General features: G+C 55.7%; 19 protein-coding genes. 14 read left to right on the top strand and 5 right to left on the bottom strand.

The window, feature by feature from the left end:
* Positions 1-44 precede the first annotated feature (44 nt).
* From atoS to CKO_RS02410, 6 genes are all read left to right on the top strand, one after another.
* Entirely contained in the window at positions 45-1,871 is a 1,827-nt protein-coding gene (gene atoS, locus CKO_RS02435) for a two-component system sensor histidine kinase AtoS (protein ID WP_048902378.1), read from the top strand.
* On the top strand, positions 1,868-3,253 hold the full coding sequence (gene atoC, locus CKO_RS02430) for an acetoacetate metabolism transcriptional regulator AtoC (protein WP_012131530.1): 1,386 nt from the start codon (positions 1,868-1,870) through the stop codon (positions 3,251-3,253). The genes atoS and atoC overlap by 4 nt, the downstream gene beginning before the upstream one ends.
* A 197-nt stretch (positions 3,254-3,450) precedes the next feature.
* Positions 3,451-4,113, top strand: a complete 663-nt coding sequence (gene atoD / locus CKO_RS02425) for an acetate CoA-transferase subunit alpha (RefSeq protein WP_024130160.1) — start codon at positions 3,451-3,453, stop codon at positions 4,111-4,113.
* Complete coding sequence (locus CKO_RS02420; RefSeq protein WP_012131528.1) at positions 4,113-4,763, top strand: 3-oxoacid CoA-transferase subunit B; 651 nt, start codon at positions 4,113-4,115, stop codon at positions 4,761-4,763. Before atoD ends, CKO_RS02420 begins: the two co-directional genes overlap by 1 nt.
* Positions 4,760-6,082 (top strand): TIGR00366 family protein, encoded by a 1,323-nt coding sequence (locus CKO_RS02415; protein ID WP_012131527.1) that lies wholly within the window; start codon positions 4,760-4,762, stop codon positions 6,080-6,082. Before CKO_RS02420 ends, CKO_RS02415 begins: the two co-directional genes overlap by 4 nt.
* A 30-nt stretch (positions 6,083-6,112) precedes the next feature.
* Positions 6,113-7,297, top strand: coding sequence for an acetyl-CoA C-acetyltransferase (locus CKO_RS02410; protein WP_012131525.1), 1,185 nt, complete (start codon positions 6,113-6,115; stop codon positions 7,295-7,297).
* Positions 7,298-7,405: 108 nt separating this feature from the next.
* Here CKO_RS02410 and gyrA read toward each other — a convergent pair whose 3' ends face one another.
* Positions 7,406-10,042 (bottom strand): DNA topoisomerase (ATP-hydrolyzing) subunit A, encoded by a 2,637-nt coding sequence (gene gyrA, locus CKO_RS02405; RefSeq protein WP_012131524.1) that lies wholly within the window; start codon positions 10,040-10,042, stop codon positions 7,406-7,408.
* A gap of 159 nt (positions 10,043-10,201) precedes the next feature.
* On the opposite strand from gyrA, the gene ubiG reads away from it, so the two are divergent.
* From ubiG to yfaE, 4 genes are all read left to right on the top strand, one after another.
* On the top strand, positions 10,202-10,930 hold the full coding sequence (ubiG, locus tag CKO_RS02400; protein ID WP_012131523.1) for a bifunctional 2-polyprenyl-6-hydroxyphenol methylase/3-demethylubiquinol 3-O-methyltransferase UbiG: 729 nt from the start codon (positions 10,202-10,204) through the stop codon (positions 10,928-10,930).
* A gap of 440 nt (positions 10,931-11,370) precedes the next feature.
* On the top strand, positions 11,371-13,656 hold the full coding sequence (nrdA, locus tag CKO_RS02395; RefSeq protein ID WP_012131522.1) for a class 1a ribonucleoside-diphosphate reductase subunit alpha: 2,286 nt from the start codon (positions 11,371-11,373) through the stop codon (positions 13,654-13,656).
* Positions 13,657-13,758: 102 nt separating this feature from the next.
* Positions 13,759-14,889: a class Ia ribonucleoside-diphosphate reductase subunit beta gene (gene nrdB, locus CKO_RS02390; protein WP_012131521.1), complete on the top strand. Its 1,131-nt coding sequence runs from the start codon at positions 13,759-13,761 to the stop codon at positions 14,887-14,889.
* The gene (gene yfaE, locus CKO_RS02385) at positions 14,889-15,143 is read left to right on the top strand and encodes a class I ribonucleotide reductase maintenance protein YfaE (protein WP_012131520.1); all 255 of its coding nucleotides are present in this window, start codon (positions 14,889-14,891) and stop codon (positions 15,141-15,143) included. The genes nrdB and yfaE overlap by 1 nt, the downstream gene beginning before the upstream one ends.
* 89 nt (positions 15,144-15,232) lie before the next feature.
* Here the strand turns inward: yfaE and glpQ are convergent, their stop codons facing one another.
* A complete protein-coding gene (glpQ, locus tag CKO_RS02380) occupies positions 15,233-16,303 on the bottom strand; it encodes a glycerophosphodiester phosphodiesterase (protein ID WP_012131519.1) in 1,071 nt (356 codons plus the stop codon).
* Between the two features lie 4 nt (positions 16,304-16,307).
* Entirely contained in the window at positions 16,308-17,666 is a 1,359-nt protein-coding gene (gene glpT, locus CKO_RS02375) for a glycerol-3-phosphate transporter (protein ID WP_012131518.1), read from the bottom strand.
* Positions 17,667-17,939: 273 nt separating this feature from the next.
* Here glpT and glpA point away from each other — a divergent pair, with 273 nt between their 5' ends.
* The 3 genes from glpA to glpC are packed head-to-tail and all read left to right on the top strand — an operon-like array spanning position 17,940 to position 22,004.
* The gene (gene glpA, locus CKO_RS02370) at positions 17,940-19,568 is read left to right on the top strand and encodes an anaerobic glycerol-3-phosphate dehydrogenase subunit A (RefSeq protein ID WP_012131517.1); all 1,629 of its coding nucleotides are present in this window, start codon (positions 17,940-17,942) and stop codon (positions 19,566-19,568) included.
* Positions 19,558-20,817, top strand: a complete 1,260-nt coding sequence (gene glpB / locus CKO_RS02365; protein ID WP_012131516.1) for a glycerol-3-phosphate dehydrogenase subunit GlpB — start codon at positions 19,558-19,560, stop codon at positions 20,815-20,817. Before glpA ends, glpB begins: the two co-directional genes overlap by 11 nt.
* A complete protein-coding gene (gene glpC / locus CKO_RS02360) occupies positions 20,814-22,004 on the top strand; it encodes an anaerobic glycerol-3-phosphate dehydrogenase subunit GlpC (RefSeq protein ID WP_012131515.1) in 1,191 nt (396 codons plus the stop codon). Before glpB ends, glpC begins: the two co-directional genes overlap by 4 nt.
* A 63-nt stretch (positions 22,005-22,067) precedes the next feature.
* Here the strand turns inward: glpC and CKO_RS02355 are convergent, their stop codons facing one another.
* Positions 22,068-23,264, bottom strand: coding sequence for a nicotinamide mononucleotide deamidase-related protein YfaY (locus tag CKO_RS02355; RefSeq protein ID WP_012131514.1), 1,197 nt, complete (start codon positions 23,262-23,264; stop codon positions 22,068-22,070).
* Positions 23,265-23,400: 136 nt separating this feature from the next.
* Positions 23,401-23,943 (bottom strand): YfaZ family protein, encoded by a 543-nt coding sequence (locus tag CKO_RS02350; RefSeq protein ID WP_012131513.1) that lies wholly within the window; start codon positions 23,941-23,943, stop codon positions 23,401-23,403.
* 272 nt (positions 23,944-24,215) lie between these two features.
* Here CKO_RS02350 and CKO_RS02345 point away from each other — a divergent pair, with 272 nt between their 5' ends.
* Positions 24,216-25,664 (top strand): catalase, encoded by a 1,449-nt coding sequence (locus CKO_RS02345; protein WP_012131512.1) that lies wholly within the window; start codon positions 24,216-24,218, stop codon positions 25,662-25,664.
* The last annotated feature ends 10 nt before the right edge of the window (positions 25,665-25,674 follow it).

Below are 25,674 nucleotides of genomic sequence, written 5' to 3'. Positions count from 1 at the left end.
CCGATAATCGGCGTTTGCCTGATAAAGACCACACGGATGTCAGCATGCGCTACCTGAGACGGCTTTACCCGCGACGCTTACGCAATCAAATGATACTGATGGCTATCCTGATGGTCATCGTGCCGACGTTCTCTATTGGTTATATCGTAGAAACCGAAGGCCGATCAGCGGTCTTATCTGAAAAAGAGAAAAAATTATCGGCTGTCGTGCATCTGCTTGATGAAGCGCTGGGCGACAGCTTCAACCAGCAGGAAAATCTGCCGCGCGATGAGCGTATCCGCGCGCTGAATGCGCAGTTATCACCGGTCACTGAGCGTATCACCCGCGCGTTCCCGGGAATTGGCGCGGGCTATTACAATAAGGCGCTGGACGCCATTATCACCTACGCCCCTTCGGCACTGTATCAAAACAACGTCGGGGTCACTATCGCTCCCGATCATCCTGGCCGGGAGGTCATGAGTACCAACGCCCCGGTGGTATTTTCAGGCCGGCAGGTGCGCGGCGATATCCTCAACTCAATGATTCCGATAGCGCGGCATGGCGAGGTCATTGGTTATATCTGGGCGAATGAGTTGACCGAAGATATTCGCCGACAAGCCTGGAAAATGGATGTTCGTATTATTGCCGTTCTGGCGGCGGGGCTTATCAGCAGCCTGTTACTGATCATTCTCTTCTCACGCCGCCTGAGCGCCAATATCGATATCATTACTGAAGGCTTGCCTACTCTTGCGCAGAAAACGCCGGCCCAGTTACCCGATCTCCCCGGTGAACTGGGGCAAATCAGCCGCAGCGTCAACGCTCTGGCGCAGACACTGCGGGAAACCAAGACGCTGAACGATCTGATTATTGAGAACGCCGCCGATGGGGTTATCGCAATCGACAGACAAGGTAATGTCACCACGATGAACCCTGCCGCAGAGACCATCACGGGTTATACGCTGCATGAGCTGGCCGGGCGCCCCTACTCAACGCTGTTCGCCGATCCTCATTTCTCCAGCCCTGTGCTTGACACTCTGGAGAACGGCACCGAACATCTGGCTCAGGAAGTCAGCTTCCCCGCGCGTGACCGGACAATTGAACTCAGCGTCACCACCAGTCGCATTCATAACGCTGACGGTGAGTTGATTGGCGCGCTGGTGATGTTTTCCGATTTAACCGCCCGTAAAGAGGCGCAGCGCCGTCTGGCGCAAACGGAGAGACTCGCCACGCTGGGTGAACTGATGGCAGGCGTGGCGCATGAAGTGCGCAACCCGCTCACCGCCATCCGGGGTTATGTGCAGATTATTCGCCAGCAAATCAATCTGCCTGTACATCAGGAATATCTGTCCGTCGTACTGAAAGAAATTGATTCTATTAATAAAGTCATCCAGCAACTGCTGGACTTCTCCCGACCGCGACAAAGTCAGTGGCAGCAGGTATCCATTAATACGCTGATCGAGGAGGCGTTGATCCTGGTGCAGACTTCCGGGGTGCAGGCGAGAATCAACTTCAATACGGAATTCAACGCCGCATTGCCCACGATCGTCGCCGATCGCGAACTGCTCAAACAGGTGCTCCTGAACATGCTTATCAACGCGGTGCAGGCGATAGGCGCGCGCGGCGAAATTCGTATCCGAACCTGGCGCTACACGACCACGCATCTGGCGATCGCCATTGAAGATAATGGCTGCGGCATTGACGTCGCTTTGCAGAAAAAAATCTTTGATCCGTTCTTCACCACCAAAGCGTCAGGAACCGGCCTCGGGCTGGCGTTAAGTCAGCGCATCATCAATGCGCATCAGGGCGACATATACGTTACCAGTATGCCCGGATGCGGCGCGACCTTTACCCTTATTTTACCGATTAACCCGCAGGAAACCTCGTCAGAATGAAAACTCGCTACCGTATTCTCATCGTTGATGACGAAGATAATGTTCGCCGTATGCTCGCCACCGCGTTTTCGCTGCAAGGGCATGAAACCCAGTGCGCCAGTAACGGTCAGACAGCGCTGCAACATTTTGCCGACGCGCCGCCCGACGTGGTGCTGATGGACATCCGCATGCCGGAGATGAACGGCATTGAAGCGCTGAAAGTGATGCGCGCACAGCATCCACGGGTTCCCATTATTCTGATGACAGCCTACGCTGAAGTGGAAACCGCCGTAGAAGCACTGCGCAGCGGCGCATTTGATTATGTGATTAAACCGTTCGACCTCGATGAACTTAACTTATTGATTCAGCGGGCCTTGCAGCTCCAGGCTATGAAACAGGAGATCCGCAGCCTGCATCAGGCGCTGAGCACCAGCTGGCAATGGGGACATATCCTGACCAACAGTCCGGGGATGATGGATATCTGCAAAGATACCGCGAAAATCGCGCTTTCCCAGGCCAACGTGCTCATTAGCGGCGAAAGCGGCACTGGAAAAGAGTTGATCGCCCGCGCCATTCACTATAACTCACGCCGGGCAAACGGCCCCTTCATCAAGATTAACTGTGCGGCGCTGCCGGAATCACTGCTGGAAAGCGAACTGTTCGGCCACGAAAAAGGGGCGTTTACCGGCGCACAAACGCGACGTCAGGGGCTGTTTGAGCGCGCTCATCAGGGAACGCTGCTGCTGGACGAAATAGGCGAAATGCCACTGGTGTTACAGGCTAAGCTGCTGCGAATCCTCCAGGAGAGGGAGTTTGAACGCATTGGCGGGCATCAAACCATTCAGGTTGATATCCGCATTGTCGCCGCCACCAACCGGAATTTGCAGGAAATGGTGAAAGAAGGCACCTTCCGTGAAGATCTATTTTATCGGCTGAATGTGATTCATCTGACGCTTCCTCCTTTGCGTGAGCGGCGGGAAGATATCCCCCTGTTGGCCAACCACTTTTTGCAGAAATTCAGCTCAGAAAACCAGCGGGATATTATTGAAATAGACCCTTCCGCTATGTCACTTCTCACCGCCTGGCCGTGGCCTGGTAATATCCGCGAATTATCCAATGTGATTGAGCGCGCGGTAGTAATGAACACCGGGGCGGTGATTTTTGCCGAAGACCTCCCTACCCAGTTCCGCCAGTCGGTGAGTCACGCCAGCGGAATAAAGCCAGCCCAACCCGGTGAACGGAACCTGAAAGAAGAGATTAAACGTGAAGAACGCCGAATCATTATGGAGGTTCTGGAGCAGCAGGAGGGAAACCGCACGCGCACCGCGTTAATGCTGGGCATCAGCCGACGCGCGTTGATGTACAAATTGCAGGAGTACGGCATCGATCCGGCAGGCCTCTGATACCAGAAGTTGCTATGCAGAATTTTGCACAGTGCGCAAAATTCTGCATAGCACCTCACGCCCTCTCATCCCCCTTCCGTGAAAATTAATTTTTATATTCATCAGGTTAACCATTCTCTTTTCGGTTTATCAATCCTGGCATCCCGCTTGCTATTCCCTTTGCGTACCCAAAATGGAGTATGCAAAAGGGAAACATAATGAAAACAAAACTGATCACCTTACAGAACGCCTCAGGCTTCTTTCGCGACGGCATGACCATCATGGTTGGCGGTTTTATGGGGGTAGGCACCCCACCCCGCCTTGTTGAAGCCTTACTTGAATCCGGTGTCAGGGACCTGACGCTGATCGCCAACGATACCGCATTTGTCGATACCGGCATCGGCCCGCTCATCGTGAATGGCCGGGTGCGCAAGGTCATCGCCTCCCATATCGGCACCAACCCGGAAACGGGTCGGCGGATGATTGCCAAAGAAATGGAGGTTCAACTGGTTCCGCAAGGCACCCTGATTGAACAAATCCGCTGCGGCGGCGCCGGGCTGGGCGGTTTTCTGACCCCGACTGGCGTCGGCACCGTGGTTGAAGAGGGAAAGCAAACGCTTCAGCTCGATGGCAGAACCTGGCTGCTGGAGCGTCCACTGCGTGCAGATCTGGCGCTTATTCGCGCCCACTGCGCCGACCCGCTTGGCAACCTGACCTACCAGCTCAGTGCCCGTAATTTTAACCCCCTCATTGCTCTCGCCGCAGACATCACCCTGGTTGAGCCTGACGAAATGGTTGAAACAGGCGATCTACTGCCTGACCAGATTGTCACCCCTGGCGCCGTTATCGACCACATCGTTATTCCACAGGAGAGCAAATAATGGATGCTAAACAACGTATTGCGCGCCGCGTGGCGCAAGAACTGCATGATGGCGACGTGGTTAACCTGGGAATTGGTTTGCCGACGATGGTCGCAAACTACCTGCCGGATGACATTCACATCACCCTGCAATCTGAGAACGGCTTTCTGGGACTGGGGCCGGTCACGACGGCCCACCCGGATCTGGTGAACGCTGGCGGTCAACCCTGCGGCATTTTGCCCGGCGCGGCAATGTTCGACAGCGCCATGTCGTTCGCATTGATTCGCGGGGGCCATGTTGACGCCTGCGTACTCGGCGGGCTACAGGTGGATGAGCAGGCAAACCTCGCCAACTGGGTGGTTCCCGGCAAAATGGTTCCCGGCATGGGGGGCGCAATGGATCTGGTCACCGGCGCGCGCAAAGTGATCATTGCAATGGAACATTGCGCGAAAGACGGCTCGGCGAAAATTCTGCGCCAGTGCACCATGCCGCTCACCGCCCAGCACGCGGTGCATATGCTGGTTACCGAACTGGCTGTATTTCGCTTTATCGACGGCAAGATGTGGCTGACAGAAATCGCTGAAGGGTGTGATTTGGAAACCCTGCGGGCAAAAACTGAAGCGCACTTTGAGGTTGCGGCCGATCTGGTCATTCAGAGAGGTGACGCATGATTGGGCGTATTTCACGCTTTATGACGCGGGTCGTCAGCCGCTGGCTTCCTGATCCGCTGATCTTCGCAATGCTGTTAACCCTGCTGACGTTTGGGATCGCTCTCTGGCTGACGCCGCAAACGCCGGTCAGTATGGTGAGGTTCTGGGGCGACGGCTTCTGGAATCTGCTGGCTTTCGGTATGCAAATGGCGCTGATTATCGTGACGGGCCACGCCCTGGCCAGTTCCGGCCCGGTTAAAAGCCTGCTGCGTACCGCCGCTTCAGCCGCTAAGACGCCCGCCCAGGGCGTCATGCTGGTGACCTTCTTTGGCTCGGTCGCCTGCGTGATCAACTGGGGCTTTGGTCTGGTGGTCGGCGCAATGTTTGCCCGTGAAGTGGCCCGTCGCGTGCCGGGTTCCGATTATCCGCTGCTTATCGCCTGCGCCTATATCGGTTTTCTCACCTGGGGCGGCGGCTTCTCTGGTTCTATGCCCCTGCTGGCCGCAACGCCAGGCAACCCGGTAGAACACGTCGCGGGGTTGATTCCGGTTAGCGATACCCTGTTCACCGGGTTCAATATTTTCATCACGCTCGGCCTCATCGTGGTGATGCCGTTTATTACCCGAATGATGACGCCAAAACCCTCCGACGTGGTCAGCATCGATCCGAAGTTGCTGCTGGAAGAGGCTGATTTTCAGAAGAAATTGCCGGCTGACGCGCCACCGTCGGAAAAACTGGAAGAGAGCCGCATTCTCGCGCTGATCATTGGCGCATTAGGGATTGCCTATCTGGGGCTCTACTTCGCCGAGAAGGGATTCAACATCACCATCAATACCGTCAATCTGATGTTTATGATCGCCGGTCTGCTGCTGCATAAAACGCCAATGGCCTACATGCGCGCCATCAGCGCCGCAGCGCGCAGTACCGCCGGTATTCTGGTGCAGTTCCCCTTCTACGCCGGGATCCAACTGATGATGGAACACTCCGGCCTCGGTGGCCTTATCACTGAATTCTTCATCAACGTCGCCAACAAAGACACCTTCCCGGTGATGACCTTTTTCAGCTCTGCGCTGATTAACTTTGCCGTGCCATCAGGCGGCGGCCACTGGGTTATCCAGGGACCATTCGTCATGCCTGCGGCTCAGGCGCTGGGGGCGGACCTCGGCAAGTCAGTCATGGCAATCGCCTACGGTGAGCAGTGGATGAATATGGCGCAGCCATTCTGGGCGCTGCCCGCCCTGGCAATCGCCGGACTCGGGGTACGCGACATTATGGGCTACTGCATCACCGCCCTGCTCTTCTCCGGGATCATTTTTGTCATCGGTTTGACCTTTTTCTGACGGCAACCACGCACTTTTAAGGAACAGAAGATGAAAAACTGTGTCATCGTCAGCGCGGCGCGTACCGCAATCGGCAGTTTTAACGGCGCACTGGCAACCACCAGCGCCATCGACCTTGGCGCCACCGTAATTAAGGCGGCGCTTGAACGCGCGCAGCTCGACCCGCAACGGGTGGATGAAGTGATTATGGGCAATGTGCTACAGGCTGGTCTTGGGCAAAACCCGGCGCGTCAGGCACTGCTCAAAAGCGGCCTCGCAGAGACGGTCTGCGGCTTTACCGTTAACAAAGTATGCGGCTCCGGCCTCAAAAGCGTGGCGCTTGCCGCGCAGGCGATTCAGGCCGGACAGGCACAGGCGATTGTCGCAGGCGGTATGGAAAATATGAGCCAGGCGCCGTATCTGCTGGATGCCAAAGCCCGCTGGGGCTATCGCCTTGGCGACGGACAGCTCTCCGATGTGATCCTGCGCGACGGTCTGATCTGCGCCACTCACGGCTACCATATGGGGATCACGGCAGAAAACGTCGCCCGGGAATACGGCATCAGCCGGGAGATGCAGGATGAGCTGGCGCTGCTCTCACAGCGCAAAGCCGTTGCCGCTATTGATTCCGGCGCATTCCAGGCCGAAATTGTGCCGGTTAGCGTCACATCCCGTAAGAAAACCGTGGTGTTTGAGCGAGACGAGTTTCCGAAAGCCGATTCAACGGCGGAAGGTCTTGCTGCATTACGCCCGGCCTTCGACAAGGCGGGTACGGTAACGGCAGGAAACGCCTCTGGGATCAATGACGGCGCGGCAGCGCTGGTAGTGATGGAAGAATCCGCAGCGCTGGCGGCGGGCCTGACCCCACTGGCTCGTATCAAAGCCTACGCCAGCGGCGGCGTCGCCCCGGCGTTGATGGGGATGGGGCCGGTTCCCGCCACGCAGAAGGCGCTGCAACTGAGCGGTTTAACGCTTTCGGATATCGATCTGATCGAAGCCAACGAGGCGTTTGCCGCACAGTTCCTTGCCGTGGGTAAGACGCTCGGTTTTGATCCGCAGAAGGTGAACGTCAACGGTGGGGCTATCGCCCTGGGACACCCCATCGGCGCCAGCGGCGCGCGTATTCTGGTGACGCTGCTGCACGCCCTCTCTGCACACGATAAAACGCTCGGGCTGGCCACGCTCTGCATCGGCGGCGGTCAGGGTATTGCGATGATAGTGGAAAGGATGAATTAAGGATTTGCGCCTTTGCCGGGTGGCGGCCTGATAAGGCGTTTACGCCGCCATCCGGCAAAAAAAAGGAGGCGCAATGGCCTCCTTTCACACACGATTTACAACGCCGAATTACTCGTCAGCGTCATCCGCTGCATCGTCATCGGTTTCCGCTTCCGGGGCGATATCCTCGTCCCCTTCCGCTACGCTGCCGTCGATGGAGTCGAGTTCCTCATCATCCACCGGCTCAGCAACACGTTGCAGACCCACCACGTTTTCATCTTCCGCCGTGCGGATGAGGATTACGCCCTGGGTGTTACGGCCAACGACGCTGATTTCCGATACGCGGGTACGAACCAGCGTACCGGCATCGGTGATCATCATGATCTGGTCGGCATCATCCACCTGTACCGCGCCAACAACGGAACCGTTACGCTCGGTGACTTTAATGGAGATAACGCCCTGCGTGCCACGAGACTTGGTTGGGTATTCGCCTTCCGCCGTACGTTTACCGTAACCATTCTGCGTCACGGTCAGGATAGCGCCTTCACCACGCGGAATAATCAGGGAAACGACGCTGTCTTCGCCCGCCAGTTTGATGCCACGTACGCCGGTCGCGGTACGACCCATCGCACGAACGGCATCTTCTTTAAAGCGCACCACTTTACCGGCAGCGGAGAACAGCATGACTTCGTCGGAACCGGAGGTCAGATCCACGCCGATCAGCTCGTCGCCTTCGTTCAGGTTCACCGCGATGATACCGGCGGAACGCGGACGGCTGAACTCGGTCAGCGCCGTTTTCTTCACCGTACCGCTGGCGGTCGCCATAAAGACGTTAACGCCCTCTTCGTACTCGCGTACCGGCAGAATGGCGGTGATACGTTCGTCGGCTTCCAGCGGCAGCAGGTTGACGATCGGACGGCCACGCGCGCCACGGCTCGCTTCCGGCAGCTGATAGACCTTCATCCAGTACAGACGGCCACGGCTGGAGAAGCAGAGGATCGTGTCGTGGGTGTTAGCCACCAGCAGACGGTCGATAAAGTCTTCTTCTTTTATACGCGCGGCAGATTTACCTTTCCCGCCACGACGTTGCGCTTCGTAATCGGTCAGCGGCTGATATTTGACGTAACCCTGGTGAGACAGCGTTACAACCACATCTTCCTGGCTGATCAGATCTTCGATATTAATATCGGCGCTGTTAGCGGTGATTTCAGTGCGACGCTCATCGCCAAACTGATCGCGGATCAGTTCCATCTCTTCGCGAATCACTTCCATCAGACGATCGGCGCTGCCCAGAATGTGCAGCAGTTCTGCGATCTGTTCCAGCAGCTCTTTGTACTCGTCGAGCAGTTTTTCATGCTCCAGGCCGGTCAGTTTCTGCAAGCGCAGATCCAGAATCGCCTGTGCCTGTTGTTCAGTCAGGTAATACTGACCATCACGCACGCCAAATTCCGGCTCCAGCCACTCAGGACGGGCAGCATCATCACCGGCGCGTTCCAGCATAGACGCCACGTTGCCCAGATCCCATGAACGAGAGATTAACGCCGCTTTTGCCTCTGCCGGCGTTGGCGCACGGCGAATCATCTCGATGATCGGATCGATGTTCGCCAGCGCAATCGCCAGTGCTTCAAGGATATGCGCGCGATCGCGGGCTTTACGCAGTTCGAAAATAGTACGGCGTGTCACCACTTCGCGACGGTGACGCACGAACGCGGAAATGATCTCTTTCAGGTTCATGATCTTCGGCTGGCCGTGGTGCAGCGCAACCATGTTGATACCGAAAGAAACCTGCAACTGGGTCTGGGAATAAAGGTTGTTAAGCACCACTTCCCCGACGGCATCGCGTTTCACTTCAATCACGATGCGCATCCCGTCTTTATCAGACTCGTCGCGCAGCGCGCTGATGCCTTCAACGCGTTTGTCTTTCACCAGTTCAGCGATTTTCTCGATCAGGCGCGCTTTGTTCACCTGGTACGGAATTTCATGAACGATGATGGTTTCGCGGCCGGTTTTCGCGTCAGCTTCCACTTCCGCGCGAGCGCGAATGTACACTTTCCCGCGACCGGTACGATAGGCTTCTTCAATACCGCGACGACCGTTGATGATCGCGGCGGTCGGGAAGTCCGGGCCAGGAATGTATTCCATCAGCCCTTCAATGCTGATGTCTTCATCATCGATATACGCCAGGCAACCGTTGATCACTTCCTTCAGGTTGTGCGGCGGGATGTTGGTGGCCATACCTACCGCGATACCGGACGAGCCGTTTACCAGCAGGTTAGGAATTTTGGTCGGCATGACGTCAGGAATTTTTTCCGTGCCGTCATAGTTGTCAACGAAATCCACCGTCTCTTTTTCGAGATCGGCCATCAGTTCATGGGCAATCTTCGCCAGACGGATTTCCGTATAACGCATTGCCGCGGCAGAGTCGCCGTCGATAGAACCAAAGTTGCCCTGACCATCCACCAGCATGTAACGCAGCGAGAAAGGCTGCGCCATACGGACGATAGTGTCGTACACCGCGGAATCACCATGAGGATGGTATTTACCGATTACGTCACCAACAACACGGGCAGATTTTTTATAGGCTTTATTCCAGTCATTGCCCAATACGTTCATGGCGTATAGTACGCGACGGTGTACCGGCTTCAGGCCATCTCGGACATCCGGCAGCGCACGGCCAACAATGACCGACATCGCATAATCCAGATAAGAGCTCTTCAGCTCTTCCTCAATGTTGACCGGTGTAATTTCTCTCGCAAGGTCGCTCATCTAACCGCTATCCCTCTACTGTATCCCGGATTCAAAGGTCGCAAATTATAACACAATCGCAATGAGACAGGTAAATGGAATGGTCTTCTACGGAGGCTTTATTCATCCCGTCGTGCTGATATACTCAGGCGACTTGCCAAATAAGGAGTAAAAGCGCCAATGAATGCCGAAAAACCCCCGGTGACGCATAACGTTGATCACGAAGAAATCGCCAAATTTGAAGCTGTCGCGTCACGCTGGTGGGATCTTGAGGGTGAATTTAAGCCTCTGCACCGCATTAACCCGCTGCGCCTGGGCTACATTGCCGAGCGTTCCGGCGGCCTGTTCGGCAAAAAGGTGCTCGACGTTGGCTGCGGCGGCGGCATTCTGGCTGAGAGCATGGCGCGTGAAGGTGCGACGGTAACGGGCCTGGATATGGGCTTTGAGCCTTTGCAGGTCGCGAAACTGCACGCGCTGGAAAGCGGTATTCAGGTTGATTACGTGCAGGAGACGGTTGAAGAGCACGCGGCGAAACATGCGCACCAGTACGACGTCGTGACCTGTATGGAGATGCTGGAGCACGTACCGGACCCGCAATCGGTCGTCAGGGCCTGTGCGCAATTAGTTAAACCGGGCGGTGAAGTCTTTTTCTCGACCCTTAATCGCAACGGCAAGTCGTGGCTGATGGCGGTGGTGGGGGCGGAGTATATTTTACGCATGGTGCCGAAAGGCACGCACGATGTGAAAAAATTTATTAAGCCTGCGGAGTTGCTGAACTGGGTCGATCAGACCGTGTTGAAAGAGCGTCACATGACCGGGCTGCACTACAATCCGATTACCAACACCTTCAAACTCGGGCCGGGCGTTGATGTTAACTATATGGTTCACACTACCGCACAAGTTGACTAACTGCGTCTGTAGGCCGGGTAAGGCGTTTATGCCGCTATCCGGCAATTTTGCCCGGGGCGCTGCGCTTGCCGGGCCTACGCATCGCCTACCAATCCTGAGTAGGATCGTCAGGGCAATTTTTGCGCCAGATCATAGGAACTTTTCCTGCCTTAGATGAAGAAATCAGCACTCGATCAAATTTTCATTTTTTTTTATGAATTATTGACATGCCCTCCAGGCCTTATAAGACGCGCACTTAGCGATTATCACCCTTTTGCAACCTCAATTTAACCTCAAAATCAACTCTTGTACTGAAAAGAATCCCTACTAGAATACTCACCATATAGCGTTTCATTTATCAGTTACCCCCTATATATAGTATTTATCCACAGACTTAGTCACAACGTGGCATTGTGGATAAACGGGGGATATTTTTTCTTTCACGGACAGGTAAAACCCACATGAATCAGAGTCTGCTGGTGACAAAGCGTGATGGTCGTACTGAACGCATCAATCTCGACAAAATCCATCGAGTTCTGGATTGGGCGGCAGAAGGACTGAATAACGTATCCATCTCCCAGGTTGAACTGCGTTCTCATATCCAGTTCTACGACGGCATCAAGACGTCCGATATCCATGAGACCATCATTAAGGCCGCTGCCGACCTGATCTCCCGCGATGCGCCGGATTATCAGTACCTGGCCGCGCGCCTGGCGATTTTCCACCTGCGTAAAAAGGCCTACGGCGAGTTCGAACCGCCAGCGCTTTACGATCATGTGGTGAAAATGGTTGAGCTGGGTAAATACGACAATCATCTGCTGGAAGACTACACGGAAGAAGAGTTCAAGCAGATGGATTCGTTCATCGTACACGACCGTGATATGACCTTCTCCTACGCTGCCGTTAAGCAACTGGAAGGTAAATACCTGGTACAGAACCGTGTAACCGGCGAGATTTATGAAAGCGCGCAGTTCCTTTATATTCTGGTTGCCGCTTGCCTGTTCTCTAACTATCCGCGTGAAACCCGTCTCGACTACGTGAAACGTTTCTACGATGCGGTTTCTACATTCAAAATTTCTCTGCCGACGCCAATCATGTCCGGCGTGCGCACCCCGACTCGTCAGTTCAGCTCCTGCGTGCTGATCGAGTGCGGCGACAGCCTGGACTCCATTAACGCCACCTCCAGCGCGATCGTGAAATATGTTTCTCAGCGTGCCGGTATCGGCATCAACGCCGGTCGTATTCGCGCGCTGGGTAGCCCGATTCGCGGCGGCGAAGCGTTCCACACCGGCTGTATTCCGTTCTACAAACACTTCCAGACGGCGGTGAAATCCTGCTCTCAGGGCGGCGTGCGCGGCGGTGCGGCGACGCTGTTCTACCCGATGTGGCATCTGGAAGTGGAAAGCCTGCTGGTACTGAAGAACAACCGCGGCGTGGAAGGCAACCGCGTGCGTCACATGGACTACGGCGTACAGATCAACAAGCTGATGTATACCCGTCTGCTGAAAGGTGAAGACATCACCCTGTTCAGCCCGTCCGACGTTCCGGGCCTGTACGATGCGTTCTTCGCCGATCAGGACGAGTTCGAGCGTCTGTACACCAAATACGAAAAAGACGACAGCATTCGTAAGCAGCGCGTGAAAGCCGTGGATCTGTTCTCGCTGATGATGCAGGAACGCGCATCAACTGGCCGTATCTACATTCAGAACGTGGATCACTGCAACACCCACAGCCCGTTTGATGCGCAGGTTGCACCGGTACGCCAGTCCAACCTGTGCCTGGAAATCGCCCTGCCGACCAAACCGCTGATGGACGTTAACGACGAAAACGGTGAAATCGCGCTGTGTACGCTTTCCGCCTTCAACCTGGGCGCAATTAACAGCCTGGATGAGCTGGAAGAGCTGGCGGTGCTGGCGGTACGCGCGCTGGATGCACTGCTGGATTACCAGGATTACCCTATTCCGGCGGCTAAACGCGGCGCAATGGGTCGCCGTACGCTGGGTATCGGCGTGATTAACTACGCTTACTATCTGGCGAAACACGGCGTGCGTTACTCTGACGGCAGCGCGAACAACCTGACGCACAAAACGTTTGAAGCCATTCAATACTATCTGCTGAAGGCCTCTAACGAGCTGGCGAAAGAGCAAGGCGCATGCCCGTGGTTTAATGAAACCACTTACGCTCAGGGCATTCTGCCGATCGACACCTACAAAAAAGATCTGGATGCGATCGCCAACGAAGCGCTGCACTACAACTGGGAAGCGCTTCGTGAGTCCATCAAAACGCACGGTCTGCGTAACTCCACGCTTTCCGCCCTGATGCCGTCTGAGACCTCTTCGCAGATCTCCAACGCCACTAACGGTATTGAACCGCCGCGCGGCCATGTCAGCATCAAAGCGTCGAAAGATGGCGTACTGCGCCAGGTGGTGCCGGATTACGAAGGGCTGAAAGACCGCTATGAGCTGCTGTGGGAAATGCCGAGCAACGACGGCTACCTGCAACTGGTCGGTATCATGCAGAAATTCATCGACCAGGCGATTTCAGCCAACACCAACTACGATCCGACGCGCTTCCCGTCTGGTAAAGTACCGATGCAGCAATTGCTGAAAGATCTGCTCACCGCCTATAAATTTGGCGTGAAAACCCTGTACTATCACAACACCCGTGACGGTGCGGAAGATGCGCAGGACGATCTGGTGCCGTCTATTCAGGACGATGGCTGCGAAAGCGGCGCATGTAAGATCTAAGTTATTTTTGCCGGGTAGCGCTACGCTTACCCGGCCTACGGTTTTGTAGGCCCGGCAAACGAAGTGCCGCCGGGCGATACAATCTCAACAGGACTCACTTCAATGGCATACACCACTTTTTCACAGACGAAAAACGACCAACTCAAAGAGCCGATGTTCTTTGGCCAGCCGGTCAACGTGGCACGCTACGACCAGCAAAAATATGACATCTTCGAAAAACTGATCGAAAAACAACTCTCCTTCTTCTGGCGCCCGGAAGAAGTTGACGTTTCACGCGATCGTATCGATTTCCAGTCATTGCCGGAACACGAAAAGCATATTTTCATCAGCAACCTGAAGTACCAGACGCTACTGGACTCCATTCAGGGGCGTAGCCCGAACGTGGCATTACTGCCGCTGATCTCCATCCCGGAGCTGGAAACCTGGGTAGAAACCTGGGCGTTTTCTGAGACGATCCACTCGCGCTCGTATACCCATATCATCCGCAACATCGTTAACGATCCGGCGGTGGTATTTGACGACATCGTCACCAACGAACAAATTCAGAAGCGCGCGGAAGGCATTTCTCACTACTACGATGAGCTGATTGAAATGACCAGCTACTGGCATCTGCTGGGGGAAGGTACGCACAACGTGAACGGCAAAACCGTCACCGTGAACCTGCGTGCGCTGAAAAAACAGCTCTACCTGTGCCTGATGAGCGTTAACGCGCTGGAAGCGATTCGTTTCTACGTCAGCTTCGCCTGCTCCTTCGCTTTCGCGGAACGTAAGCTGATGGAAGGTAACGCCAAAATCATCCGTCTGATTGCCCGCGACGAAGCGCTGCACCTGACCGGCACGCAGCATATGCTGAACCTGCTGCGTAGCGGCATAGACGATCCAGAAATGGCGGAAATCGCCGAAGAGAGCAAGCAGGCGTGCTATGACCTGTTTGTACAGGCCGCGCAGCAAGAAAAAGAGTGGGCGGATTACCTGTTCCGCGACGGTTCTATGATCGGCCTGAACAAAGATATTCTGTGCCAGTACGTCGAGTACATCACCAATATCCGTATGCAGGCGGTCGGCCTGGAGCTGCCGTTCCAGACGCGCTCCAACCCGATCCCGTGGATCAACACCTGGCTGGTTTCCGATAACGTCCAGGTGGCGCCGCAGGAAGTGGAAGTCAGTTCTTACCTGGTCGGCCAGATTGACTCGGAAGTTGATACCGACGATCTGAGTAACTTCCAGCTCTGATGGGACGCGTGACGCTACGTCTTTCCGGCACCGAAGTGCTGTGTCGGGAAGAACACCCTTCTCTGCTGGTGGCGCTTGAGGCGCATCAGGTTGAAGTGGAGTACCAGTGTCGTGCGGGCTATTGCGGCTCCTGCCGCTGCCGTCTGGTCGCAGGCCAGGTTGACTGGCTGACCGAACCGCTGGCTTTTATCAGCGAAGGGGAAATTTTGCCCTGCTGTTGCAGGGCAAAAGGCGATATTGAGATCGAGATGTAGCCTTGTCGGGTGGCGCTACGCTTACCCGACCTACAAAACCGCAGTCCGCAGTTCACAGGCCGGGTAAGGCGAAGCCGCCACCCGGCTTTTTAGTGCTTATCCTTCAAAAACACCACCGCTTTATCCGGGAAATCGGTGAACAATCCATCCACCCCCGCCTTGTTATACAGGATGTCATAAAGCTGATTAACATCCGTGGCGTAGTCAGGAAGCTGATCGGCGCGTACGGTGTAAGGGTGTACCACCATCTTGTTCTGCTGCGCCTCTTTCACCATGCCGGTCAGCGTGATATGCCCGACCTTCGATTTTTCATCAATCAGCATATGGTAGTCCGGGCCGATCCCGTCAGCATAGCTGGCGATTTCTTTCATCGCGCCAGGCTTGAACATCCAGTCGTAGTTATAGTTAACCCAACTGCCGTCCGGCTGTTTTTGCTGAGTTTCATTCCAGTCGGTATACGCAATCAACTGCACCAGATTGAGATCCATCCCCCTCTTCGGCTCCAGCTCATTCTTAATGCGCTTCAGCTCCGCGGCATCGAAACACTGCAAATAAACGTTATCTTTTTTACCGGTATAACCATACTTTTTCAGCACATCCAGCGTCTTAGCCGCAATATCCTTCCCTTCCTGATGATGGAACCACGGCGCTTTGATTTCTGGATAAATACCGATATTTTTTCCGGTCGAATGATTCAGCCCCTGAACAAACTCAATCTCTTCCTCAAAGGTATGCACGCGGAAATCTGATTTTCCCATCGGGAAACGGCCAGGGTAAGTCTGTACTTTCTTGCCGTTCTCAATATCAAAACCTTCGGTGAACTTCAGGGATTTAATTTCATCCAGTGTGAAATCAATGGCGTAGTAACGCCCGTCCTTGCGGGCGCGATTCGGAAAACGTTCGGCAACGTCGGTAACCCGGTCAAGGTAGTGGTCATGCAGGACGACCAGATGGTCGTCCTTCGTCATCACCAAATCCTGCTCCAGATAATCGGCGCCCTGCGCATACGCCATCGCTTTCGCTGGCAGTGTGTGCTCCGGCAGATAGCCGCTGGCGCCACGGTGCGCAATCACGATTTTATCCGCAGCGATTGCCGCGCTGCTCACGACCATACCCGCCAGCATCAATGCCACGCTGAGATTTTTCAGTGTCGTCTTCATTCACTTAAGCTCCGTTGCGTTTCAACATCAGCTCTTCATGGTGGCGTTTTTCACCAATCATCACGATAATCAGCAGGATAACCGCCAGAACGCTGCCGCCGATCATCACCATGAAGCCGCCGTCCCAGCCGAAGAAGTCAACGGTATAGCCGACAATGGCACTCGCCGCGACGGAACCGCCGAGATAACCAAACAGGCCGGTGAAGCCCGCCGCCGTACCTGCCGCTTTTTTCGGCGCCAGTTCCAGCGCGTGCAGACCAATCAGCATGACCGGGCCATAAATCAGGAAGCCGATAACGATCATACAGGCCATATCCACGGTCGGATTTCCTGGAGGGTTCAGCCAGTAAACAACTGTGGCAATGGTCACCAGCGTCATAAAGAACACGCCCGTTGCGCCACGGTTGCCACGGAACACTTTATCCGACATCCAGCCGCACAGCAGCGTACCCGGGATACCGGCATATTCGTACAAGAAATACGCCCAAGACGATTTATCCAGCGCAAAGTGTTTCACTTCTCTCAGGTAAGTCGGCGACCAGTCGAGGATGCCGTAACGCAGCAGGTAAACGAACACGTTAGCAATCGCGATGTACCACAACAGTTTGTTCGGCAGCACGTACTGCATAAAGATCTGTTTTGCAGTCAGCTCTTCTTCCGCTTTTTCGTTGTAATCATCCGGGTAGTCGTTTTTGTACTCTTCAATCGGCGGCAGACCGCAGGACTGCGGCGTATCGCGCATCAGCGCGAAAGCGAAAATCGCCACCAGGACCGCACCGAACGCCGGCATGTAGAGCGCGGCTTTCCAGTCATTAAACCAGGCCATCCCCAGCAGGAACAGCAGCGGAGGAATACCGCCGCCAACGTTATGCGCGCAGTTCCAGACGGAGACGATACCGCCACGTTCTTTCTGTGACCACCAGTGCACCATTGTACGACCGCACGGCGGCCACCCCATTCCCTGGAACCAGCCGCAAAGGAACAGCAGCACGAACATCACGGCAATGCTGGACGTGGCCCACGGCACAAAGCCCATAAACAACATCACGGCCGCCGCCAGAATCAACCCTGCGGGCAGGAAAACGCGCGGATTCGAGCGGTCGGAGACCGACCCCATGATAAATTTCGAAAAACCATAGGCGATGGAGATCCCGGACAGCGCAAAACCCAGATCGCCGCGCGAGAATCCCTGCTCTACCAGGTAAGGCATCGCCAGCGCAAAGTTCTTACGCACCAGATAGTAAGCGGCATAACCAAAGAAAATCCCCAGGAAAATCTGCCAGCGCAGCCGACGATATGTCGGATCAATCTCCGCTGCTGGCAAGCGCGTTTTATGTTGCGCAGGTTTAAAAATACTTAACATATGTAGCCTCCGTGGCCGTGTCTTATTAGAGGTAAACACCGCAGTTCGTTTAACTAACCAACCTCGCTGCTCCCAGTGTGGGCGCGATGTTAAGTAAAGATACCTGTCGTTAATGTGAATTACAGCACAGATTGTTACACATTTATGACAAATGTTCAGAAAAGCGCACGAAATCACGTTTCATTTTCGAATCATGAGCGATTATGCGCGAAATCAAACAAACCATGCTTTTTATGTGGCTAAATGATAAAAAACGAACTGTGAGGGATAACCATGAAAACTCGCGACTCGCAAACAAGTGACGTGATTATCATTGGTGGGGGAGCCACAGGCGCAGGGATCGCCCGAGACTGTGCGCTACGCGGATTGCGCGTTATCTTAGTTGAGCGCCACGATATCGCGACCGGCGCAACCGGCCGTAACCACGGCCTGCTGCATAGCGGCGCACGCTATGCCGTTACCGACGCGGAATCTGCCCGCGAATGCATCAGCGAAAACCAGATTCTGAAACGGATCGCCCGCCACTGCGTTGAGCCAACGGACGGTCTGTTCATTACCTTGCCGGAAGACGAATTATCCTTCCAGGCCACCTTTATTCGCGCCTGCGAAGAGGCGGGTATTCGCGCCGAAGCAATTGATCCGCAACAGGCGCGGCTGATCGAACCGGCCGTCAATCCGCAGCTGATTGGCGCGGTGAAAGTGCCTGACGGCACTGTCGATCCCTTCCGGCTGACCGCCGCGAATATGCTGGATGCCAGAGAACATGGCGCAATCATTTTAACGGCGCATGAAGTCACCGGACTTATTCGCGAAGGCGCGACCATTTGCGGCGTGAACGTGCATAACCATCTCACAGGGGAAAGCCAATCGCTGCATGCGCCGGTCGTGGTGAATGCCGCAGGCATCTGGGGTCAGCGAATTGCGGAATACGCCGATCTGAGCATCCGCATGTTCCCGGCGAAAGGGTCGCTGCTGATTATGGATCATCGCATTAACCAGCATGTGATTAACCGCTGCCGCAAGCCGTCCGACGCCGATATTCTGGTGCCCGGCGATACCATCTCGCTCATCGGCACCACATCGACCCACATTGACTACAACGAGATCGACAGCAACCGCGTCACCGCAGAAGAGGTTGATATTCTGCTGCGTGAAGGGGAAAAACTGGCGCCGGTGATGGCGAAAACGCGCATTTTGCGCGCCTACTCGGGCGTGCGTCCGCTGGTCGCCAGCGATGACGATCCGAGCGGTCGTAATGTCAGCCGCGGCATTGTGCTGTTTGACCATGCTGCACGCGACGGGCTGGACGGGTTTATCACCATTACGGGCGGTAAGCTGATGACCTACCGCCTGATGGCGGAATGGGCAACCGACGCGGTATGCCGAAAACTGGGCAACACTCGCCCCTGCGTCACCGCGCAAACCGCCCTTCCCGGCTCGCAGGAACCCACGGAAAACACGCTTAAACGCGTGATCTCGCTGCCCGCCCCGCTACGCGGTTCCGCCGTCTATCGTCACGGCGATCGTACTCCGGCCTGGCTCAGCGAAGGTCGCCAGCACCGCAGCCTGGTCTGTGAATGCGAAGCGGTCACCGCAGGCGAAGTGCAGTACGCCGTCGAAAATTTAACCGTCAACAGCCTGCTGGATCTGCGCCGCCGTACCCGCGTAGGCATGGGCACATGTCAGGGAGAACTGTGCGCCTGCCGCGCCGCCGGGCTGCTGCAACGTTTTAATGTCACTACCGCCGCTCAGTCCATCACTCAGCTTTCTGCGTTCCTCAATGAACGCTGGAAAGGCGTACAGCCTGTCGCCTGGGGAGACGCGCTGCGCGAAAGCGAGTTCACGCGCTGGGTTTATCAGGGATTGTGCGGTCTGGAGAAGGAGCACCAGGATGAAATTTGATACGGTCATTATGGGTGGCGGTCTCGCCGGATTACTGTGTGGCCTGGAACTGCAAAAACACGGTTTGCGCTGTGCAATCGTCACTCGCGGCCAAAGCGCGCTGCACTTCTCCTCCGGCTCGCTGGATCTACTCAGCACCCTGCCGGACGGTCAGCCCGTCACAAATATCACTGAAGGTCTGAATGCGTTACGCGAACAAGCGCCGACGCACCCTTACACCACAATTGGCGCGTCAGCCGTTCTGGAACTGGCGCAGCAGGCGCAAGCGTTGCTGGAAGCGTCTGGCGCGCATTTACAGGGCGATGTACAACAGTCGCACCAGCGCGTCACGCCGTTGGGAACACTGCGCGCCACCTGGCTAAGCTCGCCAGAAGTGCCCGTCTGGCCGCTGGCCGCACAACGCATTTGCGTCGTCGGCATCAGCGGTTTACTGGACTTTCAGGCGCACCTCGCGGCGGCGTCGCTGCGTCAGCACCATCTCACGGTAGAGACGGCAGAGATCGACCTGCCTGAACTGGACGTATTACGCGATAACCCGACGGAGTTTCGTGCGGTGAATATTGCGCGTTTGCTCGATAACGAAGAAAAATGGCCGTTGCTCCACGACGCGCTCTTACCGATAGCAAAAACCTGCGACATGATCATCATGCCCGCCTGTTTCGGCCTGGCGGATGACAGCCTCTGGCGCTGGCTCAATGAACGCCTGCCCTGCTCGCTGAATTTGCTGCCGACGCTGCCGCCTTCCGTGCCGGGCATTCGCCTGCACAATCGCTTGCAGCGCCAGTTTGTTCGTCAGGGCGGGATCTGGATGCCGGGCGACGAGGTGAAAAAAGTGACCTGCCGTAACGGCGTCGTGAGCGAAGTCTGGACCCGCAACCATGCCGACATTCCTCTGCGCCCGCGCTTTGCGGTACTCGCCAGCGGCAGCTTCTTCAGCAGCGGCCTGGTCGCCGAACGCGACGGCATTCGCGAACCCATTATGGGACTGGACGTTCAGCAAACGGCCACCCGCGCCGAATGGTATCAGCGTGATTTCTTTGATGCGCAACCCTGGCAGCAGTTTGGCGTCACGACCGATGATGCGCTGCGCCCCTCACTGGCGGGGCAGACCGTAGAAAATCTGTTTGCCATCGGCTCGGTGCTCGGCGGATTCGATCCGATAGCCCAGGGATGCGGAGGCGGCGTATGCGCGGTCAGCGCCTTACACGCCGCACGTCACATTGCAGAACGTGCAGGAGGTCAGCAATGAGCGATACGAGTTTCGAGAGTTGTATCAAATGCACGGTGTGCACCACCGCCTGCCCGGTCAGCCGGGTGAATCCTGGCTACCCAGGCCCCAAACAGGCAGGGCCGGACGGCGAGCGCCTGCGCCTGAAAGACGGCGCGCTGTACGACGATGCGCTGAAATACTGCATTAACTGCAAACGCTGCGAAGTGGCCTGCCCGTCAGACGTTAAAATTGGCGATATCATCCAGCGCGCGCGCGCCAGGTATGACACTTCGCGCCCGTCGCTGCGCAACTTTATCTTAAGCCACACCGATTTAATGGGCAGCGTCTCTACGCCGTTCGCCCCGGTCGTCAATACCGCGACGTCGCTGAAACCGGTTCGTCAGTTGCTCGACTATGCGTTGAAGATCGACCATCGCCGTACGCTGCCGAAATACTCTTTCGGCACCTTCCGCCGCTGGTATCGCAGCGTTGCGGCACAGCAGGCGCAGTACAAAGATCAGGTCGCCTTCTTCCACGGCTGCTTCGTCAATTACAACCATCCGCAGCTCGGTAAGGATTTAATTAACGTCCTGAACGCAATGGGCACCGGCGTGCAGTTGTTAAGTAAAGAGAAGTGTTGCGGCGTGCCGCTGATCGCCAACGGTTTTACCGATAAAGCGCGCAAGCAGGCGGTGAGCAATGTGGCGTCGCTCAGAGAAGCAATTGGCGTAAAAGGCATTCCGGTTATCGCAACCTCATCAACCTGCACCTTTGCCCTGCGTGATGAATACCCGGAAGTGCTGGACGTGGATAACAGCGGGCTGCGTGAGCATATCGAACTCGCGACCCGCTGGCTGTGGCGTAAGATCGATGCAGGCCAGACGCTGCCGCTGAAAAAATTACCGCTGAAGGTGGTTTACCATACGCCGTGTCATATGGAGAAGATGGGCTGGACGCTCTATACGCTGGAGTTGCTGCGCCAGATCCCAGGTCTGGAACTGACCGTGCTGGACTCCCAGTGCTGTGGGATTGCCGGAACCTACGGTTTTAAAAAGGAAAACTACCCCACCTCGCAATCCATCGGCGCCCCGCTGTTCCGCCAGATTGAAGAGAGCGGCGCAAATATTGTGGTGACCGACTGTGAAACCTGTAAGTGGCAAATTGAGATGTCGACAAGCAAACGCTGCGAACATCCGATTACCCTGCTTGCCCAGGCATTAGGTTAAGCGCGTTAACGTCTTATCGGGCCTGCAAACCACGGCAGGCCCGATAAGCGCAGCGCCATCAGGCTACAGGGTTAACGACTCCACCACCTCAATCCAGCCATGTTCACTGGCAATATCCTGACCGTTTAACCACCGACGCACCATATTCAGCGCCATCATGGCGCAAACTTCCTGCCGCACCGCCAGACTGTAGCGGCTGGCGCTGAAATGCACGCGCAGGGCAAATGTCCCATCCGGCGTCGCCAGCGCGAAATTAAGATGGTCGTTTTCCAGCCCGGATACCGCCAGCGCCAGTCCGGCGTAGTGGTTGCTCCGTCGCTCTGTCGTCCAGTGCGCGGTCTGAGCCAGCGTCTCTTCCTGGGAAGGCACCACTTCGCTGGCAAGAATCGGCGCATTCGCACGGGAAAGCTGCAAAGCCAGCAGCCCGCTGGTGAACTGTTCGCTGAGCGTCAGGCTGAGCTGGCGCGTCTGCAAACAACGGGCGATTTGCGCAGGCAGTCCTTCCGTCCCTTCAAAAATCAGGTTCTGCCCTGCCACCCGCTTCACCTCCGGCCATAGCGCCAGCATCGCATCCCGCTGCGCATCCGGGCCAGTGAGTTTCAGTTCAATAATCGGCATTGAAGAGCGATATCCCATCGTCACGCCCGCCGGTAGCGGCAGCGAATCGAGGCTCTGCGCCAGATCGCTTTCCGAACGTCCAAACGTGGTGAGTCGCAGACAAACCGGCGGTTCAGGAAGCGCAAAACGCGCACGCAGACGCGGCATAATTTCATGCTCGACCATCACCTTAAATTCAGACGGGACGCCCGGGGTAAAGAACATCAGGCAGCGATTTAGCTTCACCGCAAACCCACAGGCGGTGCCAACCGGGTTATTAATAAACTCGGCGCTGGCGGGCAGTTCTGCCTGCTTGCGGTTACTCGGCGCCATAACCCGCCCGCGCTCATGGAAAAAACGCTCCATCTCAGCCAGCCACGCGTCATGAAGCACCAGACCTTCACCTTTCGCCGTGGCGGCGGCCAGCGCGCTTAAATCATCGCTGGTCGGCCCCAGGCCGCCATTCACAATCAGCACATCAGCATGTTCGCTACGTTCGCGTAAAATGGCGACCAGCGCATCCAGATTATCTCCCACCGTATTTCGGCGTGATAACGGCAACCCCTGATTAAAGAAAAAATCGGCCAGCCAGGCGGCATTCGTGTCGACGATTTGCCCGTGCAACACTTCATCCCCGGTGGATAACATCTCCACGTTTAACATCGTGTTCTCCTGCTTCTATGATGAAAACACTATAACGCAAAGCCCGCTGGGGCGGAGTAAGAAACTCAGAGGAAACAAACCGGGAAAGAAGGCTATAGCATACAGGAAACGGCGCGACGGATGCCGCGCCCGAAAATCAGAAGCTGGCGTTAACGCCGACGTACGGGCCATCGGCAATCGCGTTGTCACGGTTGCCGTCTTTACCCGCCAGGTTCAGATAGCGATAGCCCGCTTCAATGCTCAGCGGGCGCATAATGGTAAAGCGCGCTCCGGCATTGGCTTCTTCATAGCTGTCGATGCCGCTGGACAGTGAATCTGGAGAGTAGTAATACTCGCCAAACAGACGGAAGCTGTCGCCGATTTTCCACTGTAACCCGCCGCCTACCGCCGCCGCATAGCCTTCATCGCCGTCGTTCGGATTGGTATAAACGCCTTTCCCACCGACCGTTGCCAGCAACGGCCCAAGCGGAATATTCAGGCCGAGCCCCACGCCGGCAGCGTCGCCATCGTCGTCGTTATGCATCCAGTTGCCGCTCAACGCCAGCCCGGTGGATTCAGTACCGAAACCTACGCCAACGTTGGTGTAATCTTTACCCGCCTGGCCGCTAATGCTCATCGCATTCGCCGATGCAGAAGCGAACAACAGTCCGGCAACGCCTAATAAAATGCTTTTTTTCATTTTTACCCTTTCCAGCAAAGAAATAAACAAAAGACCCCAAAACCGCAGGATTGTACTGCCAAGCGCAACAGAATCAATGAGCTAAAAAAGCGATCTAATAACATATTGTAACTAAACACTACCTTTCAGGTTTATTAAACGTTACAAGAAGAGGCGTTTAGCGCAGCAGTCATTGCCCGAGATCAATATTTCATTCACAAATATTTTCTACATTAGTTTCCGAAATTAAACGGAAATTAAACATTTTTTCTAACGATCGTCGGGAGATAAAGATGAGCAAAAAAGGACTCACCACCGCAGCAGGCGTGCCTGTCGCCCATAATAACAGCGTTGCAACCGCAGGCCCACGCGGCCCCATGCTGCTACAGGACATCTGGTTCCTGGAAAAACTGGCCCACTTCGATCGTGAAGTGATCCCTGAGCGCCGTATGCATGCCAAAGGCTCAGGCGCGTACGGCACCTTCACCGTCACGCACGATATTTCACGTTACACTCGCGCAAAAATCTTTTCGGAGCCCGGTAAAAAAACGGATCTGTTCCTGCGTTTTTCCACCGTGGCGGGAGAGCGCGGCGCGGCGGATGCCGAGCGCGATATTCGCGGGTTTGCGATCAAGTTTTACACTGAAGAGGGCAACTGGGATCTGGTGGGTAACAACACGCCCGTTTTCTATCTGCGCGATCCGCTGAAATTCCCGGATCTGAACCATGTCGTGAAGCGCGACCCACGCACCAACCTGCGCAATCCGACCTACAAATGGGACTTTTTCTCCCATCTGCCGGAATCGCTGCACCAGTTGACTATCGACTTTAGCGACCGGGGTTTGCCTTTCTCTTACCGTACGATGCACGGCTTCGGTAGCCACACATTCAGCTTTATCAACAGCGACAACGAACGTTTCTGGGTGAAATTCCACCTGAAATCGCAGCAGGGCATCGCCAACCTGATGGATGACGAAGCGAAACGCCTGGTGGCGGACGATCGCGAAAGTTCTCAGCGCGACCTGTACAACGCCATTGAACAGGGCAACTTCCCCCGCTGGAAATTCTACGTGCAGATCATGCCGGAAGCCGAAGCCTCGCAGGTGCCGTACAACCCGTTTGATCTGACCAAAGTATGGCCGCACGGCGATTACCCGCTGATTGAAGTCGGCGTGCTGGAACTGAACCGCAACCCGGAAAACTATTTCTCCGAAGTGGAACAGGTGGCGATGAATCCGGCGAACGTCGTGCCGGGGATTAGCTTCTCCCCTGACCGTATGTTGCAGGGGCGTCTCTTCTCCTATGGCGATGCGCACCGCTATCGTCTGGGCGTTAACCATCAGCAGATCCCGGTCAACGCCCCGCGCTGCCCGTTCCATAACTACCATCGTGACGGCGCGATGCGGGTGGACGGCAACAGCGGCAACGGCCCAACCTATGAGCCAAACAGCTTTGGCGTCTTCCAGGAACAGCCTGATTTCAGCGAACCGCCGCTCTCTGTCGAAGGCGCTGCCGCGCACTGGGATCACCGGGAAGATACGGACTACTTCAGCCAGCCGCGTAAGCTGTATGAGTTGCTGAGTGATGAAGAACATCAGCGTATGTTCGCGCGCATCGCCGGCGACATGAAAGATGTGCCGGAATTTATTCAGCAGCGTCAGATTGGCTTGTTTAGCGAAGTTCATCCTGACTATGGCGCGGGCGTCGCCGCTGCCCTGCGGGCGTTAAAAGAAGCGAAATAACCGTTTCCAC

This window comes from Citrobacter koseri ATCC BAA-895 (assembly GCF_000018045.1).
In the GTDB taxonomy this organism is placed as follows: domain Bacteria; phylum Pseudomonadota; class Gammaproteobacteria; order Enterobacterales; family Enterobacteriaceae; genus Citrobacter_B; species Citrobacter_B koseri.
Note: the sequence above shows the minus strand (reverse complement) of the source record. Positions and strands in the feature narration are given on the sequence as shown.

Coding starts and splice junctions, on each gene's coding strand:
- atoS (WP_048902378.1), top strand. CDS start 45: ATGCGCTACCTGAGACGGCTTTACCCGCGACGCTTACGCAATCAAATG.
- atoC (WP_012131530.1), top strand. CDS start 1,868: ATGAAAACTCGCTACCGTATTCTCATCGTTGATGACGAAGATAATGTT.
- atoD (WP_024130160.1), top strand. CDS start 3,451: ATGAAAACAAAACTGATCACCTTACAGAACGCCTCAGGCTTCTTTCGC.
- CKO_RS02420 (WP_012131528.1), top strand. CDS start 4,113: ATGGATGCTAAACAACGTATTGCGCGCCGCGTGGCGCAAGAACTGCAT.
- CKO_RS02415 (WP_012131527.1), top strand. CDS start 4,760: ATGATTGGGCGTATTTCACGCTTTATGACGCGGGTCGTCAGCCGCTGG.
- CKO_RS02410 (WP_012131525.1), top strand. CDS start 6,113: ATGAAAAACTGTGTCATCGTCAGCGCGGCGCGTACCGCAATCGGCAGT.
- gyrA (WP_012131524.1), bottom strand. CDS start 10,042: ATGAGCGACCTTGCGAGAGAAATTACACCGGTCAACATTGAGGAAGAG.
- ubiG (WP_012131523.1), top strand. CDS start 10,202: ATGAATGCCGAAAAACCCCCGGTGACGCATAACGTTGATCACGAAGAA.
- nrdA (WP_012131522.1), top strand. CDS start 11,371: ATGAATCAGAGTCTGCTGGTGACAAAGCGTGATGGTCGTACTGAACGC.
- nrdB (WP_012131521.1), top strand. CDS start 13,759: ATGGCATACACCACTTTTTCACAGACGAAAAACGACCAACTCAAAGAG.
- yfaE (WP_012131520.1), top strand. CDS start 14,889: ATGGGACGCGTGACGCTACGTCTTTCCGGCACCGAAGTGCTGTGTCGG.
- glpQ (WP_012131519.1), bottom strand. CDS start 16,303: ATGAAGACGACACTGAAAAATCTCAGCGTGGCATTGATGCTGGCGGGT.
- glpT (WP_012131518.1), bottom strand. CDS start 17,666: ATGTTAAGTATTTTTAAACCTGCGCAACATAAAACGCGCTTGCCAGCA.
- glpA (WP_012131517.1), top strand. CDS start 17,940: ATGAAAACTCGCGACTCGCAAACAAGTGACGTGATTATCATTGGTGGG.
- glpB (WP_012131516.1), top strand. CDS start 19,558: ATGAAATTTGATACGGTCATTATGGGTGGCGGTCTCGCCGGATTACTG.
- glpC (WP_012131515.1), top strand. CDS start 20,814: ATGAGCGATACGAGTTTCGAGAGTTGTATCAAATGCACGGTGTGCACC.
- CKO_RS02355 (WP_012131514.1), bottom strand. CDS start 23,264: ATGTTAAACGTGGAGATGTTATCCACCGGGGATGAAGTGTTGCACGGG.
- CKO_RS02350 (WP_012131513.1), bottom strand. CDS start 23,943: ATGAAAAAAAGCATTTTATTAGGCGTTGCCGGACTGTTGTTCGCTTCT.
- CKO_RS02345 (WP_012131512.1), top strand. CDS start 24,216: ATGAGCAAAAAAGGACTCACCACCGCAGCAGGCGTGCCTGTCGCCCAT.